The sequence below is a fragment of the Centipeda noxia ATCC 43541 genome (assembly GCF_000160555.1).
In the GTDB taxonomy this organism is placed as follows: Bacteria; Bacillota; Negativicutes; order Selenomonadales; family Selenomonadaceae; genus Centipeda; species Centipeda noxia.
In genome coordinates, this window is record NZ_GG749280.1 from 190,278 (window position 1) to 207,831 (window position 17,554).

16 protein-coding genes are annotated in these 17,554 nt (G+C 58.0%); 6 read left to right on the forward strand and 10 right to left on the reverse strand.

The window, feature by feature from the left end; genetic code table 11:
* Window positions 1-40: 40 nt before the first annotated feature.
* The 3 genes from HMPREF7545_RS04750 to HMPREF7545_RS04760 form a co-directional block, all read right to left on the reverse strand.
* On the reverse strand, window positions 41-442 hold the full coding sequence (locus HMPREF7545_RS04750; protein ID WP_006695757.1) for a transcriptional regulator GutM: 402 nt from the start codon (window positions 440-442) through the stop codon (window positions 41-43).
* 185 nt (window positions 443-627) lie between these two features.
* A complete protein-coding gene (locus HMPREF7545_RS04755; RefSeq protein ID WP_006694553.1) occupies window positions 628-1,461 on the reverse strand; it encodes a class II fructose-bisphosphate aldolase in 834 nt (277 codons plus the stop codon).
* Between the two features lie 92 nt (window positions 1,462-1,553).
* On the reverse strand, window positions 1,554-2,285 hold the full coding sequence (locus HMPREF7545_RS04760) for a GntR family transcriptional regulator (RefSeq protein WP_006694554.1): 732 nt from the start codon (window positions 2,283-2,285) through the stop codon (window positions 1,554-1,556).
* Between the two features lie 149 nt (window positions 2,286-2,434).
* Here HMPREF7545_RS04760 and HMPREF7545_RS04765 point away from each other — a divergent pair, with 149 nt between their 5' ends.
* The 6 genes from HMPREF7545_RS04765 to HMPREF7545_RS04790 all read left to right on the forward strand — a co-directional run bounded on the left by HMPREF7545_RS04765 (window position 2,435) and on the right by HMPREF7545_RS04790 (window position 8,876).
* Window positions 2,435-3,142 carry a triose-phosphate isomerase gene (locus HMPREF7545_RS04765; RefSeq protein ID WP_006694556.1) on the forward strand — a complete coding sequence of 236 codons (708 nt, stop codon included), beginning with the start codon at window positions 2,435-2,437 and terminating at the stop codon, window positions 3,140-3,142.
* Between the two features lie 11 nt (window positions 3,143-3,153).
* Window positions 3,154-3,675 carry a YjbQ family protein gene (locus HMPREF7545_RS04770; protein WP_006694557.1) on the forward strand — a complete coding sequence of 174 codons (522 nt, stop codon included), beginning with the start codon at window positions 3,154-3,156 and terminating at the stop codon, window positions 3,673-3,675.
* A 259-nt stretch (window positions 3,676-3,934) separates the two neighbouring features.
* The gene (locus tag HMPREF7545_RS04775) at window positions 3,935-4,960 is read left to right on the forward strand and encodes a FecCD family ABC transporter permease (RefSeq protein WP_006694558.1); all 1,026 of its coding nucleotides are present in this window, start codon (window positions 3,935-3,937) and stop codon (window positions 4,958-4,960) included.
* A gap of 4 nt (window positions 4,961-4,964) precedes the next feature.
* Complete coding sequence (locus HMPREF7545_RS04780) at window positions 4,965-5,774, forward strand: ABC transporter ATP-binding protein (RefSeq protein WP_006694559.1); 810 nt, start codon at window positions 4,965-4,967, stop codon at window positions 5,772-5,774.
* 44 nt (window positions 5,775-5,818) lie between these two features.
* On the forward strand, window positions 5,819-6,769 hold the full coding sequence (locus tag HMPREF7545_RS04785) for an ABC transporter substrate-binding protein (RefSeq protein WP_006694560.1): 951 nt from the start codon (window positions 5,819-5,821) through the stop codon (window positions 6,767-6,769).
* 133 nt (window positions 6,770-6,902) lie between these two features.
* Entirely contained in the window at window positions 6,903-8,876 is a 1,974-nt protein-coding gene (locus tag HMPREF7545_RS04790; protein ID WP_006694561.1) for a TonB-dependent receptor plug domain-containing protein, read from the forward strand.
* Between the two features lie 72 nt (window positions 8,877-8,948).
* Here the strand turns inward: HMPREF7545_RS04790 and HMPREF7545_RS04795 are convergent, their stop codons facing one another.
* The 7 genes from HMPREF7545_RS04795 to ilvB form a co-directional block, all read right to left on the reverse strand.
* Window positions 8,949-10,271: an NAD(P)H-dependent oxidoreductase gene (locus HMPREF7545_RS04795; protein ID WP_006694562.1), complete on the reverse strand. Its 1,323-nt coding sequence runs from the start codon at window positions 10,269-10,271 to the stop codon at window positions 8,949-8,951.
* A gap of 198 nt (window positions 10,272-10,469) precedes the next feature.
* A complete protein-coding gene (gene groL / locus HMPREF7545_RS04800) occupies window positions 10,470-12,098 on the reverse strand; it encodes a chaperonin GroEL (RefSeq protein ID WP_006694563.1) in 1,629 nt (542 codons plus the stop codon).
* A gap of 23 nt (window positions 12,099-12,121) precedes the next feature.
* A complete protein-coding gene (groES, locus tag HMPREF7545_RS04805) occupies window positions 12,122-12,403 on the reverse strand; it encodes a co-chaperone GroES (protein WP_006694564.1) in 282 nt (93 codons plus the stop codon).
* Between the two features lie 221 nt (window positions 12,404-12,624).
* Window positions 12,625-14,349, reverse strand: a complete 1,725-nt coding sequence (locus HMPREF7545_RS04810; protein WP_006695765.1) for a methyl-accepting chemotaxis protein — start codon at window positions 14,347-14,349, stop codon at window positions 12,625-12,627.
* A gap of 13 nt (window positions 14,350-14,362) precedes the next feature.
* Window positions 14,363-15,283 carry a sugar ABC transporter substrate-binding protein gene (locus HMPREF7545_RS04815; protein ID WP_006695766.1) on the reverse strand — a complete coding sequence of 307 codons (921 nt, stop codon included), beginning with the start codon at window positions 15,281-15,283 and terminating at the stop codon, window positions 14,363-14,365.
* Window positions 15,284-15,311: 28 nt separating this feature from the next.
* Window positions 15,312-15,812 carry an acetolactate synthase small subunit gene (gene ilvN / locus HMPREF7545_RS04820; RefSeq protein ID WP_006694567.1) on the reverse strand — a complete coding sequence of 167 codons (501 nt, stop codon included), beginning with the start codon at window positions 15,810-15,812 and terminating at the stop codon, window positions 15,312-15,314.
* Entirely contained in the window at window positions 15,813-17,498 is a 1,686-nt protein-coding gene (ilvB, locus tag HMPREF7545_RS04825; RefSeq protein WP_006694568.1) for a biosynthetic-type acetolactate synthase large subunit, read from the reverse strand.
* Window positions 17,499-17,554: the final 56 nt, after the last annotated feature.

The window sequence follows — 17,554 nt, forward strand, 5'->3', positions numbered from 1 at the left end:
CGATGAACTGCCTTACTCCATATATTCTCCGAACACTGCGCTATGCAGGGTCCGGCTCCTCTGCCGGCTGCAGGCGCGTCATCAGCGCCTCGAGCGCCTGCATATGCCCCTTGTAATGTGCGCGCCGCTTCTCCGGGAGCGCCGCATACTCCTCATGCAGACGGTAAATCGTCCGCCCCACGATATCCTCCATCGGACGGAAGCGGCTGAGGATGGTCATCCCCTGCATCATGCGTCCGTCCAGAATCTCGCCGTCCGAATTGCAGGCGATGATCACGATGTTCGAGGGACCGAGCCGGCGGCGGCGCGAACCGATGCCGACATTGCCCAATTTGTGCATCTCGCGCACGGCGCGCTTGTACTCCCTGACCTGCAAATGCGTGCCGGCCACTTGGATGACAAACAGCAGAAACAGTCCGCCGAGAAGCATCTCCGTCTGCAAGAAATCGCCTCCCTCCACGTCGTCTTCATGTATCGATTGAATTATAGCATCGGGTGATATTTTTTACAATAAATACTTTATTGAATTTTTGTAAATGTGCTTCCATGCAGACTGATGCTCTTGTCTTTTGTTCCAATCCTTATGCGCCGAATGAAAAAGCTGCCGAAAATCGACAGCTCGCGTGCTTATATTTTGGAGATAAGATTGATGTAATGCGTAAGCACCCTGCGCATTCCCTCGTCCGCCGCCTTCTGCGTCTCGATCAGCGAGTCTGTATGCGCCGCCTTGATCTCCGCCATCGCACCCGTGAGGAAATCCGTATAGATGTTCAGCTTCGCAATGCCCTCGCGTACGGCGCGGCGCAGATTCTCGTCGCCTGTGCCCGAGCCGCCGTGCAGGACAAGCGGAACGGGTACGGCGGCAGCGAGTTCGCGCAGGCGCGTGAAGTTCAGCTCCGGCGCTTTGTTGCTCTTGTAGACGCCGTGCGAGGTGCCGATGGACACGGCGAGAGAGTCGACTGCCGTCGCCTCTGCGAATGCCTTCGCCTCCTCCACCGTCGTATAGACGCTCTCCGAGGTCGCTCCCTCGACCCCCTCCGAGGCACCGCCCACATGTCCAATCTCTGCCTCGACACTGACGCCCTTCGTATGCGCGTAGGCGACCACTTCCTTAGTCAGGCGGATGTTCTCGTCCATCTCTTTCATTGACGCATCCAGCATAACAGAGGTAAAGCCGAGCTCGATCGCACGGCGCAGAAAATCGAAATCCTGTCCGTGGTCGAGATGCAGGACAATCGGGGTCGCCACTTTCTCCGCCCAATATTTGCCGACGAGAGCTGCCTCCTCGAGAGAGATGAGCCCCGCATGCCCCTGCGCAAAGGAGAGCAGGATCGGCGTCTTGAGCGCGTCCGCCGTCTGAACGAAGACACGCGCGGCGTTCAGCGTGAGAAAGTCGGGGGCGACAATACCGTAGCGCCCCGCCTTTGCGGCATCGAGAACGGATTTTCCATCGACCAACATGGGGATCACTCCTTTATCTTCCTGAAACCGAATGCGTATGCGCTCATGATATTTCAGCGCGGCCCGTTTGTCAATTATTTATTTACCAGTGGTTATTCCTTCGCTGTCGAACGGACGCGGAAACGGCTGCGGAATGCGTCCGCCTTCGCCGTCGCATACTGGATAACGCGCCCTGTGCGGTCTGTCGTCAGAATCCGTGTGACGAAAATCGGCGCCTGCTCCTCCACCTTGAGATAGAGCGCAATCTCGGGCGCGGCATGAATAACCTCGATGGTCTTATCCTCCGCATAGGGGTGAATACCATGCGCCTCAAGGGTGCGCAGGAGGCCACTGCTCGTAAAGTCGACATGCATAAGCTCTGGACAGAGCGCGAGCGGAATGTAGTCGTCCGTCACCGCATAGATATGCTCGTCCACGTAGCGCAGACGCTTCAGATGGAAGACGAGCGTCTCTGCCGCAACGCCGAGCATCGCTGCGAGATTGCCGCGCGCGGGCTCAACAACCTGCTGGAGCACTGTGCTCCGCGTAACGCGTCCCTCTGCGGAGAACATTTGGGCAAGGCCGAACCCGCGCGTCTGCACCTCGGAATAGTCTACGGGAATTTTCTCCCCCGTGTAGAACGATCCGCGCCCCTGCATGCGCACGATTTTATTCTCTGCCTCGAGCAGCTCGAGTGCCTTGCGCACCGTCGGACGGCTCACGCCGAGCTGCTGACACAGCTCCCGCTCTCCTGGGATGGGAGAGAAATAGGCAAGATCCGCGAACTGCCGCTCTATCGCATCGCGGATTTTCTCATGCAGACGCTGCTGCTTTTTGCTGGTCATAACGCGCCGTCCTTTTCTTTTACTTTTGTTATAGTATGTGATTACTTATCCTTTTGTCAACAGGAAAGCATATTGCAAACGCGTTTTACCTATGGTAACATTTTATTATCCAATGGTAATATTTCATTCTGATACAGGAGGGCTTTATCATGAAGAGCAGTCTTGCACCGTTCCTCGTTGTCAATCCGAAATCCTATCTCTACGGCAAGGAATCGCTCGCGCTTGCACAGGCTGCCGATGCCGCCGCCAAGAAAACGGGGCTGAAGATCTACTTCACCTGCCCCTTCTCCGATATCCGCTATATCCGCGAGAACACCGACGCGATCATCGTCACGGCACAGGCGATGGAGAGTCTGAAGCCGGGACGCGGCATGGGGCATCTCCTGCCCGAGGCGCTGTATGAGGCAGGTGCGCGTGCGACCTTCCTCAACCATGCGGAGAATCCCATGACGATGGCGGAACTCGCAAAGACCATCGCCCGCGTACGAGAGCTCGGCATCGAGACGATTGCCTGTGCGGATTCCCTCGCTGAGGGCACGGCCATCGCCGCATTTCATCCGGATATCCTGCTCTGCGAGCCGACGGATCTCATCGGCACGGGCAGGACTGCAGACGACAGCTATACCACATCCATTGTTGCAAAGATCCGTAGCATTGATCCAACGATTGCCGTCATGATTGCCTCGGGCATTACAACGGCGGACGATGTCTACCGCGTTGTCCGCCTCGGTGCCGACGGCAGCGGCGCAACAAGCGGCATTCTGAACGCCCCTAACCCGGCGGAGCGCATTATGGAGATGGCAGAAGCCATCGTGCGTGCTGCGGCGGTACGCGAATCCGAGGAAAGCGCAGCATAAGGAGAAGAGATATGACGGTCTTCAAGAAGAAACTGACGCTCGAATCCCACGGCGGAACGCCGACCTTTATCAACATCACCGAGGAACTCCGCACGGCCATCGCCGAGAGCGGCATCCGGGAGGGGATCGCCACGGTGATCTCCCCGCACACGACCTGCGCCGTCTTCTTCGAGGAGTTCGTGCACGATGTCGACGAGACGGGCACCGAGTTCCTGCAGAACGATCTGAACGCCGTCCTCGAGAAGATCATCCCCGACCAGACAGGCTGGAACCAGTACCAGTATCCGGGCGAGGAGCATTACCGCGCGGTCGAGAGCTGGCCCGATGCGGAGGCATACCTCCCGGGCGGCGACCGCAAGGCACTCTGGAACTGCGACGCCCACCTCAAGGCAACTCTCATCGGCTCGTCTGAGACCTTCGAAGTCACCGACGGCAAGCTCGGCGTCGGAACAACCGGCTACTGCTACTTCGTCGATTTTGACCGCACGCGTGCCCGTACGCGCAAATGCATCATCGTCGTCATGGGCGAATAAGAATACAGAGAACGCAGAACCGCCGCATTGCAATTTCATGCGGCGGTTTTCTGTTTGACGTTTTAAGTTGACAAGAGAAAAAGGATAAGGTATTCTAACAACAAGCAAATGACAAAATTATTATAATATAACGATTTGACTGCCGGTAACGAATATATAGGACTTATTGCATTTAAAAAAGGGATATATCCCTTTTTCTTTTCGTCTATTATTGAAAATAATTACACCTCTCATAAATTACAGAACGGAGCTATTATATATGGAAGCATTGGAAAAAGATCTCTGCGCAGATGTACATCCGCGTACACTGAAGCGGCGTCTGGCGCTGGGGATCGGCTTCCTCGTACTCCTATGCGCGCTGCTCGTAAGTGCATCATCGGGTGTGGTCGAGATCGCTCCGCATGATCTTCTCCCGACACTTCTGGGAAGCGGCAGTCCGGAGGACTATCGCATTCTCTGGCATATTCGGCTGCCGCGCATCATCACGGGTGCACTGACGGGCGTCAATCTCGCGCTCGCGGGCTGCATTCTCCAGGGCATTCTGAAAAACCCGCTTGCCGACCCCGGAATCATTGGTGTTTCCGCCGGTGCGGGGCTCGCCGCCATGTGCATCATGATCCTGCTGCCGGCTGAGACGAAGTTTGTTCCGCTCGGTGCGTTCGTCGGGGCAATCATCGCCGTGGCGCTCGTCTTTGCGCTCTCCTGGGAAAACGGCGTGCACCCGATGCGTATGGTGCTCGCAGGCGTTGCAATCGCAGCGTTTTTCGGCGGGGCGATGACGGCGCTGATGGTTTTTTACTCCGACCGCGTGCAGGGCACGGTGAACTGGATGGCAGGCGGATTTGCCGGGCGCAGCTGGAGCCATGCAGAGATGGTTCTCCCCTACACCCTCGTCGGCCTCGCGGGAACGCTGCTCGGCAGCCGCTGGCTGAACGCTCTGCAGCTCGGCGAGGAGACCGCGCGGAGCCTCGGTGTGAATGTCCCGCGCGCCCGCTTGATCCTCCTCATACTCGCTGCGCTGCTTGCCGCATCGGCCGTGAGCGCCGCCGGCATGCTCGGTTTTGTTGGGCTCATTATCCCGCATATGGTGCGCCTTTTGACAGGTTCGGATTTTGATTGGCTGCTGCCCGTATCGGCGATCTGGGGAGCGGCCCTTGTGACCGGCGCGGATGCGGCGGCACGCGTCGTTTTCGCACCGGTGGAGGTCCCGGTCGGCGTATTCATGTCCTTCTTGGGCGCTCCCTTCTTTCTCTATCTGCTCAAAAAAGGCATGCGAAGGGGGTGACGATATGGAGGAACTGCTGCGGGCGCACGATCTTTCCGTCGGCTACGGACGCGCGGAGATCATTCATTCGGTCAACGTTTCCATCCGCCGCGCGGAGATCTCCGCCATCATCGGGCCAAACGGCTCTGGCAAGTCGACGCTCCTAAAGGCACTCGCCCGACTCTTGAAACCACGCAGCGGATCGGTGGAGTTCCTCGGCGCCGACATCTGGAGCAAAACAGAGCGGGAGATCGCACAGAAGATTGCCTTTCTGCCGCAGAGTGCGGACCCGCCGGGCGATATTACAGTGCTCGAGCTCGTCCGCATGGGACGGCTGCCGCATCGGAGCTTCTGGGACACGTTTTCCAAAGAAGATAGGGATATCTGCTGTGAGGTGCTTTCCCGCACGGGGATGGAAGCCTTTGCCATGCGGCCGATCCGCGCACTTTCCGGCGGTGAACGCCAGCGCGCACGTCTGGCGATGGCGCTCGCCCAGCAGCCGGAAGCGCTGCTCCTCGACGAGCCGACAACATATCTTGACATCCGTCACCAGCTCGCGCTGATGGAGCTTGTGGAGCAGCTGCACGATATGCTCGGTCTCACTGTCGTCATGGTGCTGCACGATCTCAATCAAGCGGTGCGCTATGCCCAGCGCCTCGTTGCCGTCCGCGCCGGAGAGATTCTCGCAGACGGCGCACCCAGCGCGGTATTCACCCGTGAACTCGTACGCAATCTTTACGATGTGGAGAGCCGCGTCAGCGATATCGAGATCGCGGGCAGATGTACAAAGCTCTGCCTTCCGGAACGCGTTGCAAAGGTAGCGGCAGTCCAATAAGGCACGATCAAATCATCATTGACAGCATCCAATCGGAGGTATTTATGCGAAAAGCAGGCATCATCACGGCGCTGCTGTGCCTCGCGGCAGCGGCGCTCTTCCTTCTCTGGCCGCGGGCACAGCAGCCGCCGGAACCGCAGGAACTCACGGTGACGGACAGCACGGGGCGCCAGGTCACGCTGCCGACACATCCGCAGCGTGTCGTCATCCTCAACCCCTCGAACCTCGATCTCTATGTCGCAGCAGGCGGCGCCGAGAACGTCGTCGGGAAGCCGACCTCACAGGCGCTCTCCGAGACGGTGAAGGAAAAGACGGCAGCAGCCGAAGAGGTCGGCATCATACACCAGCCCGACATGGAGAAGATTCTCGCGCTGCAACCCGATCTCGTCATTGGTACGAATGTGCCGTTCCATACAGCCCTCGAGGAGGCTCTCAGCAATGTCGGCGTGCCGCTCTACATCCAGGCACTGGACGATGTCCCCTCGCTGTTCGGTGCGCTCGAGCTGTACGGCAGACTCACGGGTCATGAAGACGACGCCGCAGCGCAGATCGCAGCGATCCGGCAAAAGCTCGATGCTGTAAAGAAAAAAGCCGACGGCCGCACACCGCCGAAGAATCTCCTCGTCTTCGGCGCACCGGACAGTTTTAACATGGGCACATCAAAGTGCTTTACGGGCGGCCTCATCGACATGCTCGGCGGCGGCAATATCGCAGACCGGGCGGAGGGTGACGGTGCCTATCTGCCGATCTCCATGGAGTTCGTCGCACGCGAGAACCCCGCTGTGATCTTCGTCATCGTACACGGTCCGGCGGATACGCTCGAGCCAAAGATGCGCCGTGAGCTGCAGGAGAGCGAGGCATGGGCCGATGTGGATGCCGTGAAAAACGGCCGTGTCTACGTTCTGCCGTACGAACTCTTCGCCGTGAATCCCGGCATTCGCGCCGCAGACGCACTCCAAACGCTCGCGGACATCATGTACCCGACGCCGCAGTGAAAGGAGGCCGTGCCAGAACAGACGAAATATCTTTGGGAGAGCAGAACGAGGCATCAGCGGCGACGCGCCAAAATTTCCCGCGCGGAGTTTTGGTGCACGCCACGTTTGATATACAGTGATAGGAGATGGAAAGATGTTCCACAAGCACACGAAGAAGAAAGTCCTTCTGACCGCCGCCGTACTCAGCGCGGTATCGATCCCCGCCTATGCGGCGCAGCGTGCGGAAAATGCGCCCGAGACGCTGGTCCATACGGATGAGATTGTCGTCACGGCATCCCGCACAGAGCAGGAGGTCAAGGAGACGCCGAGTGCCGTCGAGGTCATCACACGCGCAGACATCGACAAGATGGGCGCAGAGACACTCGCGCAGGCACTGAAGCTGGCCATCGGCATCGACATACAGGAGAACGCGATGGTCGGCAACCGCTCCGCCATCCGCGGCATGAATACGAACCAGACGCTCATCCTCGTCGACGGCCGGCGCGTCCGCACGGAGAACACGAGCGAGACGATGAACTACTACGAGCTACAGCGCATCAACATGGACGACGTGGAACGCATCGAGATCGTGCGCGGCGCCGCAAGCTCGCTCTACGGCTCGGAGGCACTCGGCGGCGTCATCAACATCATCCGCAAGCACCCCGATAAAGCACAGGCAGCGCTGACACTCGACTGGACCACCCGACAGAGCGATCAGGGCATCCGCCTCGACTCCGGAAAGGTCGGAAAATGGGCGTTCAGCACGAGCTTCAAACACACGGATGTACGTGAGCGCGGCACCGACGCCCGCAGCAGCATGTACGGCAAAAAGTATTTCTTCAACATCGACGGCCGTATGGATGTAGCGCAAAACAAATGGCTCGATGTCTTCTTCGACTACCTGAAGGAAGACCTCTATATGAAGGACTCGCTCACGCAGGGCACAAGCTACGACCACGACCGCTTTTCCACGGGCGTCAAGTATTCCGGGCGCGACCGCCGCGGCGACTACGAGCTGCAGACCTACTACACCTATTTCGACAAGAATCAGCGCACGCGGAACCGCGCAAGCGGCGGTCTCAACAGCTTTGATGATATGAAGTACAACTCCCTGATCTTCGACGGCAGGCGCTCCATGCAGATCGCGCCGAATCATCTGCTGACCGTCGGCGGCGAATACCGCAAGGAGGACTACGAGAGCACGCGTATCAAAGGCTCACACACCAAAACACTTGAGGGCGTGACCAATCAGCTCGGCGACAGCTCGATGAATTTTGCGGCGCTCTACGTCCAGGACGAATGGGTCGCCGGTTCGCGCTGGACGGTCATCCCGTCCGTCCGCTGGGACTACAACGACGTATTCGGCAGCGAGGTGACCGGCAAACTCGGCACAACTTACAAGATCAACAAGGGCCTGCGCTTCAAGGCGAACATCGGCACCGCCTACCGTGCGCCGACCGCAAGTGAGCTCTACTTTGACTGGCGTCATTCGCCGGCTGCTCAGGTCAATGTCCACATTGTTGGAAATCCCGATTTGAAGCCCGAAAAAGCATTTAACTTTGATGTCGGAGTCGAGGGAGAACGCGGCAAGACATTCGGCAAACTCACCTATTTCCACAACAAGGTGGAGGATCTCATCAACATCAATACGGTCATGACCATTATCCCGGGATTTCCGCCGACCAGACTCATGACCGGGACGTACAACAATATTGAAGATGCAACGATTCAAGGCGTCGAGTTCGAGGCAAAGCAGGATCTCGGCAGTGGCTTTTCCCTGCGCGGTCTCTACACCTATCTCGACGCACGGGACGATCAGACAAATGCGCGCCTAACCGGACGCGCCCGCCACAAGGCAAGCCTGCAGCTCAGCTACGATGACCCGCGACACGGCTGGAACGCAACGCTCTGGCAGGACTGGATCTCCGGGTATCGATATGCGGAGACGATCGGTAGGCGAACCGTTTATAAGGATGCCGCCCTTGGTCTCATGAACTTCGTCGTGACGAAGAAATTCAACGACCAGTTCAGTGCCTACCTCGGCGTCGACAACATCTTCAACAAGGAGAGTGACGCCCTTGCTTACGACGGCCGTATCTGGCGCGGCGGCGTACGCATGACGTTCTGATCCAAAATATAAGCAGCAAAAACGCCTCGCGGGATTACCGCGGGGCGTTTTTGCTGCAGCTGTAATTGTACCTTACTTCAGCGCATAGCCGTTGTTGTACATCTTGTCCTGCTCTTTGCGAACCTGGTAAAGCTGCGTCGAGGTGTCGAGCTCAACCATGTCGAGGGTGAGGAGCGTGCCCTTCTTGACGTCGCACTTCATGCGCGTGTTCTTGTTCACGAGGGCGTAGACGACGTAGCCCTTTTCATACGTCTCCTGCGCCGTTGCAATGGAGCCGTAGGTGGTGTAGCCGCCGATGCCGTCAATCGTTTCGCCTGCCTTCAGATCGCGCTTGGCGACGGCGATGCACTCGCTGACGGGGCCGTCAAGCGGAATGATGGTCGGTTCGCCGTCGATGACGATCTTCGCGACGGTGAGCGGTGTCTCAAGGTTGCAGAGATGATAGGGACGATAGAGCGTCCAGAGGGGGCCGGGGCCCATGCTGTGATAGCCCATCTGATAGGCGATCTCTTCGTTCTGCGTTGTGACGGTGACGAAGACGCCGGGCGCAATGCCGTTGACGTACTCCACAACGCCGTGCCTGCCGAGAATGCCGCCGTCCTTCTTGAGTTTGAAGATCTCGTTGAGCTCGGCGCAGCGATCCTTCGGCGATGCCGATGGGCCGTGTCCGCCGATCACATCCGGAATGAGCCCGGTTGCGTTCGACATGGCGGTCATCTCGACCATGGTCTTCGTACCATCTTTGAACGAGGTGAGCATGCGGGGGCTCATCTTGCGACGTGTCGCCTCCTCGAGTACGGTGTCGGGATTGCAGTCGTAGTCGAGCTTGTTGTTTTTGCCCTTGCCCATGACCTTGACTTCCATGCCCATCGCGCGCGCAAAGGAGTAGAGCTCCATGACGGCACCCGGCTCATCGCCCGCAGAACCCGTATAGATGACGCCGTTCCTGTCGCCGAGTTTTTTCAAATAGCTGCCGATGACAACGTCTGTCTCCACATCCATCATGACAACATGCTTCTTGTTGTTCATCGCATCAATGGCAATCTTGACGCCGACCTCAGGCACGCCCGTCACGTCGATCGCAACCTCGACAAGATTTGCCTGCGAAATAAGGTCCGAGTTCTCCGTCGCAACGTACTTTCCCTGCTCCATGAAGCGGTTCGCCTCTTCGAGCGTCTTTGCAACGGCGATATCCTCGTCGCTGATGCCCGCATAGTGGAACGCATTGATGACATTGTCCATCTTGATATCCGAGACAATCGCCGGCATAATGCCCTTCATGAGTGCCATCTGCGTTACCATGCCGCGGCCCATCTGCCCCGCGCCGACAATGCCCGCACGGATGATCTTGCCCTCTTCCTCGCGCTTTGCGAGCTTCTTGTCCATATTCAGCATTGCGAAACTCCTTTCGCCCACCCGTCGGTGGAGTTCATAATCATTTGTCCGGATCCAGTATAGCACCGTATCTTTATTTTTACAATATCATATTCACTGAATTTGCGTAAACATCACAGCAAAAAAGAGACATGTTTCTTGCTGTAAAGAAACATGTCTCTTCGCCCTTATATTTTACGCAGCAATGCAAGCAAGTGCTTACATCATGCCGCCCATACCGCCCATGCCCGGAGCGCCGGCCGGCATCGGAGCCTCAGGCTCCGGTTTGTCCGTGACGAGCGTCTCGGTCGTGAGGACCATCGCCGCAATGGACGCCGCGTTCTGCAGCGCGGAGCGCGTGACCTTCGCCGGGTCCACAATGCCCGCGCCGATCATGTCGACGTAGCTGTTCTCGAGCGCATTGAAGCCGACGCCGTCGCCTGCCTTCTTGACGCTGTCAACCACGACAGAGCCCTCAAGGCCTGCATTTTCCGCGATCTGACGAACCGGAGCCTCGACCGCACGCTTAACGATCTCAATGCCGACCTTCACATCGCCCTCAGCCTTGATCTTGTCCAGGGCCGGGAGAATATCGATGAATGTCGTACCGCCGCCGGCAACGATACCCTCTTCGACGGCTGCGCGCGTCGCGTTGAGTGCATCCTCGACGCGATACTTCTTGTCCTTCATCTCGACTTCCGTCGCTGCGCCGATCTCAACGACTGCTACACCGCCGGAGAGTTTCGCAAGACGCTCCTGGAGCTTCTCACGGTCAAAGTCGGACGTCGTGTCCGCAATCTGCTTCTTGAGCTGCTCGACGCGCGCCGTGATCTGCGCCTTGTTGCCTGCGCCGTCAACGATGGTCGTCTCCTCCTTCGTGGAGCGCACCTGACGCGCACGACCGAGATCCTCGAGCGTCACGCTGTCGAGCTTGCGGCCGATCTCCTCGCTGATGACCGTACCGCCCGTGAGGATCGCGATGTCCTCGAGCATCGCCTTGCGGCGGTCGCCAAAGCCCGGTGCCTTCACCGCGAGAGCCTTGAACGTACCGCGCAGCTTATTCACAACGATCGTCGCGAGCGCCTCACCGTCGAGGTCCTCTGCAATGATGACGATCTGCTTGCCCTGCTTTACGACCTGCTCGAGTACGGGCAGGATATCGGCAATCGACGAGATCTTGCGGTCCGTGATGAGCACATACGGATCGTCCATGATCGCTTCCATCTTCTCCGTATCCGTCACCATGTACGGGGAGATATAGCCGCGGTCGAACTGCATGCCCTCGACGACCGAGAGGTTCGTGTCCATGGACTTGGACTCCTCGACTGTGATGACGCCGTCCTTGCCGACCTTCTCCATCGCCTCTGCGATGAGGTCGCCGACCTCGGCATCGCCGGAGGAAATCGCCGCAACCTGCGCGATCTTCGCCTTCGTCTCAACCTTCTTTGCCTTGCTCTTGATCTCGTCGACGAGCGTCTTAACCGCAGTCTCGATGCCCTTCTTAACGATCATCGGGTTTGCGCCCGCAACGACGTTGCGCATGCCTTCCTGAATCATCGCCTGTGCGAGGAGGGTCGCCGTCGTTGTACCGTCGCCCGCGATGTCGTTCGTCTTCGTTGCGACTTCCTTCACGAGCTGGGCGCCCATGTTCTCAAACGGATCCTCGAGCTCAATGTCGCGCGCAATCGTGACGCCGTCGTTCGTAATCGTCGGCGCGCCGTACTTCTTGTCGAGAACGACATTGCGGCCCTTCGGGCCAAGCGTAACCTTCACGGCATTTGCCAGTGCGTCTACGCCGCGGCCGAGTGCGCGGCGAGCCTCTTCGTCAAACAGAATCTGTTTTGCCATTTATATTGCCTCCACTTTATCTATTACAGAATCGCCAGAATGTCACTCTCACGGACAATGAGGTAATCCTTGTCATCGACCTTGATCTCGGAGCCCGAATACTTCGAGAAGACAACGCCGTCGCCGACTTTAACCTCCATCGCCGCACGCTGCCCGCTTTCAAGCAGCTTTCCCGTGCCAACGGCGACAACTTTGCCCTTCTGCGGCTTTTCCTTCGCCGTGTCGGGGAGCACAATGCCGCTCGCCGTCGTGACATCGCTCTCCGCGACTTCAATGACAACACGTTCGCCCAATGGCTTAATCATGGTATCTGCCTCCTAATTTTCATCCATAATTTTTTCTTGATTAGCACTCTCACGAACTGAGTGCTAACTTACGATGTCTATACTAATCGTTTTAAGTCAAAAAGTCAATAGTTTTTTCTAAAAAAGTCAAAAAAACAATATTTCTTTTTTCTTTTGCAGCCGAATGCGCAAAAAAGCACCGCAGTACTGCGGTGCTTTCAAAAGTTTTGCGTGCAATATTTTTATTCTTTGAACGCCGCCACAAGATTTTTGAGACGGGCTGTCCCCTCCTTAAAGGATTGGATCTTCGCGATGATGTCCTCGTACTCTGCCGCCATGCCGACGACCTTCTCGGCGATGCGTGTATTGCCGACTGCGCCCTCATGCGTCGCATTGCGGATCCCCTCCATCGCCCCGTTCATCTCGCTGACAGCGGAAAGCAGCTTCTTCGATGTGGAGGTCGTCTCCTCGGCAGTCTTGCGGAAATACTCCGCATCCTCGCTGTACTGGACTGCCGTCTTGTCCATCAGATCGTAATCGCCGCTCACGTTTTCATCGATGAAGCCGAGCAGTTTGAACGTACCGTCCGAGAGCGCCTGAACCGCTGCGGTGACCTGTCCCGTGAGGTTCTTGATCTTCTCCGCTGCACCCTGCGACTGCTCCGCGAGTTTGCCGACCTCGCCTGCGACCACGGCAAACCCGCGTCCCTGCTCGCCTGCACGTGCGGCTTCGATGCTGGCGTTCAGCGCGAGGAGGTTCGTCTGCTCCGCGATCTCGGAGATATCGAGCGTGAGCTGACCGATCTGGTCAACAACCTTCGCCGATTCAATCGCCTCGGCCACGGAGGTCTTTGTCGCGCCGTAGATCTGGCGCGTATTTAGGCGAGAACGCTCCATATTCGCCTTGAGGTCGGAGGCGCGCTGCGCAACCTCACGCGTGTATTCCTCGCTTTTCTGCGCAGCATCTGCAGCGCCCTTGATACCGTCGCTGAGATCACCACTGAGGTGCTGGACGTTCGATGTGGACGCCGCCGTCTCCTCCATGCCCGCAGACATCTCCTCTGTTACGGCGGACATATCCTGCGTATCATTGTTCAGCCCGCGCAGCATCTGCTCGAGCTCTTCCACCATGGCGTCTGTCTGCTCGGCTTCCTCATGCACCTGCTTCATAAAGCCCTGCATCTTGCCGAGTGCCTGGACGACCGTGCCGATCTCATCCTGCCTCTGGGAGAGCGCGGCAGGAATTTCACGCGAGAGATCCCCCGCTGCTACGGCACTCAGATGACCGATGGACGCAGCAAGAGGATCGGAGATATTATTCGCAATGCGCCGCGATACAAGGATGCCGAAAGCCACGGTGACGATGATGATCACTATAAAGCTGCAGACCGTCCGATCGTACCGCGCATTGTTCTCCTCGAATACCTGCTTCCCCTGAAATACGTTGTCCGGCGTGAGCACCGCCATATTGCTCGAGATCACTGTGAGCGTACCAAGATTGTCGAAAACGGCAACACGATCCTCAGATGCCGTGCCCATATTGTTGATGGCACCGACCTTGTCCGATGCGGTGCTGAGATTCTTCTCAAGCTCAGCGATCGTCGCCTGCGCCCGTTCGCTCGTATCGATCTTTTTGAGTTCCTCCATGTCGTGGCGGATGCCGTCCAGATTGCCGAGCACGTCGTCCACGAGGATCTTGCGGTTGTCCGCCGTAAACCCTTCCTGGAGAATATAGGGGATATTGACGCTGATCTTCCTCAGGCGGTTGTTCGCGTCGTTCAGATACTGCGTCGACATCAGGTTGTGATGATACATATCGTCGAGCGCCTGTTTTGCCTGGTAGTTCGAGTAGACGCCAACCGCGGCGACAATGAGCAGGGCCGCCATCAGGAACACGGACAGGATGAATATCTTGGTCCGTACGGCATAATCTTTCAGTGCTTCTGCGGAGATGAACGGAATATTCATGGCTCTTTCCTCCTCAGTTCGCTGCCTGCGCGGCATTGTCCCGCGTAATGGACGTGAACGGAACGGCCATATCTCCCGACGGCGGCGCCCCCTTCAGGAATCCCTCTGCAAGCGCAAGAGCCCCCTCGCCCTGCCCCTTCGCATCCTGCTTAACCGTCTGCACCATTTCCCCTGCCGCAACGGCAGCAAGTCCGGACGGCGTCGCATCGACTCCGGTCACGAGGCAGCCCTCGAGACGGTTCGCCCCCTTCAGTGCCGCAACGGCACCGAGCGCCATCTCGTCATTGCCTGCAACAACCCCGTTGATCTCCGGGAACATGCTCATCCAGAGGCTCATGGTCTTGAGCGCCTCCGCTTTGCTCCATCCTGCATCGACAAAGGAGAGCAGCTGGATGTCGGAGCGCTTGTCAAGGCATGCCTCCTTAAAGCCCTCCCAGCGCCCCACGGCACTGCTCTGTGTGCCGTCGCCCTGCAGATAGACAATCTTCGCGTTCGGCGGCAGATGCGCCGCCATGTATTCGCCCTGCATGCGTCCCGCCTCCTTGTCGTCGGAGTAGGAGCGCAGAACCCGTCCTCCGGCAACGCTGCGGTTGATTGTAATGACAGGGATGCCCGCATCGTTTGCCTTTTCGATCGTCTTCACGATGCTTGACCCGTCGGCGGCGAGCAGTATGATCGCGCCCGCACCGCTGCTGATCGCCTCGTTGAGCTGATCGATCTGCATATTGCCGTCGCCCTTTGCGTCAAGAAATTCAACCTGGATGCCGTCTGCCTTTGCCTTATTCGCAAAAGCATCTTTGATCTGCGCGCAGAATCCGTCCGCATCATCGTAGTTCGCATAGATAACGCGGTCGGAACTGCTGCCCGTGAGTCCGCAGCCTGCAATGCAGATACAGATCGCCGGCAGGAGCATTCCCCATGTTCTCAGATTCATTGCAATTTCCCCTCTCAGTTCACCAAAACTACATCCTTTTAACCGGCACAGGTCCGCGTGAAAGCGCAATCGCTCCCGTTCGGGCAATCTCAATGATACCGTAGTCGGAGAGCAGTTCCGAGAGTGCATCGATCTTCTTCGCGTCGCCTGTCAGCTCGACAACGACATTCTCAACGCCGACATCGACGATACGTGCACGGAAGATATTTACCACATCGATGATCTCGGCGCGGTTCTCCTTTGTCGCGCGTACTTTGATGAGGACGAGTTCGCGCGTAATGGATTCAAACTGCGTGAGGTTGACGATCTTTACAACGTCGATCAGTTTTGAGAGCTGCGTGACGACCTGGCGCAGCTCGTTCTCCGAGGCGACAGAGACGACGATGTTGATGCGCGTGACATCCGCCTCCTCCGTATAGCCGGCGGAGATGCTCTCAATGTTGAACGCACGGCGGCTGATGAGTCCTGCAATGTGCGTGAGAACGCCGGGCTTGTTGTCGACGAGTACTGCGAGCAAATATTTATCCATCTATCTCCCTCCCAGCACCATCTGGTCGAGCCGCTTGCCGCCCGGCACCATCGGCACGACATCCGCCTCCCGGGGCACGATGACGTCGATGAGACGCGCTCCCTTCTCGTGCAGCGCGCGCGGCAGCATCTCCGCAAATTCCTCCCGCGTCGTGATGCGGCAGGCATCGACTCCCATCGCCTCGGCGAGGCGCACGAAGTCCGTCTTGCCCTTCAGCTCCGATGCGGAGTAATGATGGCTGTAAAAGAGGCGCTGCCACTGTCCGACCATGCCGAGGATGGAGTTGTGTACAATGACGATCTTCACATCAATGTCGTTGTCCGCCATCGTCGCCAGCTCCTGGCAGTTCATCATAATGCTTCCGTCCCCTGTGATGAGGACGACTTCCTTGTCCGGACAGGCGAGCTTCGCCCCGATCGCCGCCGGCAGGCCGTAGCCCATCGTGCCGAGTCCGCCCGAGGTGAGGAAGTGCCGCGGCTCGGTGCAGCCGAAGAACTGCGCAGCCCACATCTGATGCTGTCCCACATCGGTAACGCAGACCGCATCCTCATCGACGAGCGCGCGCACACGGCTGATCAGCTCCTCCGGACGAATCTCCGCTGACTCTTTCCACCCAAGCGGATGCGCGCGCTCCATGGAGAGCACATCGCCCAGCCACGAGCGGAAGCGGGTACGCAGATCCTCCTGACTGCCGTTCTTCAGAATATCGATGAGAGCGGGCAGCGTTTGGCGCAGATCGCCGATGACCGGAATATCAGCGCGCACATTCTTGTTCAGCTCCGCCGGATCAATATCGAAATGGACGATCCGTGCCTTCGGCGCAAACGCCGCCGTATTTCCCGTCACGCGATCACTGAAGCGCGTACCGACTGCGAGGAGCAGGTCGCATTCCTGGATCGCCATATTGGATGCGTAGGCGCCGTGCATTCCTGCCATTCCCGTAAAGCCGTCCGTTCCCGCGGGAACCGCCCCGAGCCCCATCAGTGTCGCCACAGACGGCATCCCCGTCAGAGCGATAATCTCGCGGATGTATTTGGCTGTATCCGAGAGCACGGCACCACCGCCGACAAAGAGCACGGGCCGATGCGCGGCAAAGACCGCCTCCGCCGCCTCCCATACCGCAGGTACCTCATAGGCGACCTCGCCGGTATATCCGTGCAGTTCGATCGTCTCCGGACAGCGATACTCGATTTCCGCATCGAATACGTCCTTCGCCACATCGATGACAACGACGCCCGGACGCCCCGTCCGCGCGATATAGAATGCCTCTTTTACCACGCGCGGCAGCTCGTTCACGTCCTTGACGAGGTAGTTATGCTTTGTGATCGGCGTCGTAATGCCGACGATGTCCGCCTCTTGGAACGAATCCTTTCCGATGTACGGATTCGCGACCTGTCCCGTGATGCAGACCATCGGAACGGAGTCCATATGCGCCGTCGCAATCCCCGTCACGAGATTCGTTGCCCCGGGCCCCGATGTCGCAAAGACCACGCCGACCTTCCCCGATGCTCTGGCATAACCGTCCGCCGCATGCGCCGCGCCCTGCTCATGGCGCGTGAGGATATGCGGGAAATTCGTCTGATATACTTCATCGTAAAGCGTGAGCACCGCGCCGCCCGGATACCCGAAGACGACCTCTACTCCCTCATGCCGAAGGCTCTCGAGAAGTGCCCGCGCACCATTCATCAACAATAGAACTCCTCCTAAATACAATACGCACCATTCTATATAATATATTATAG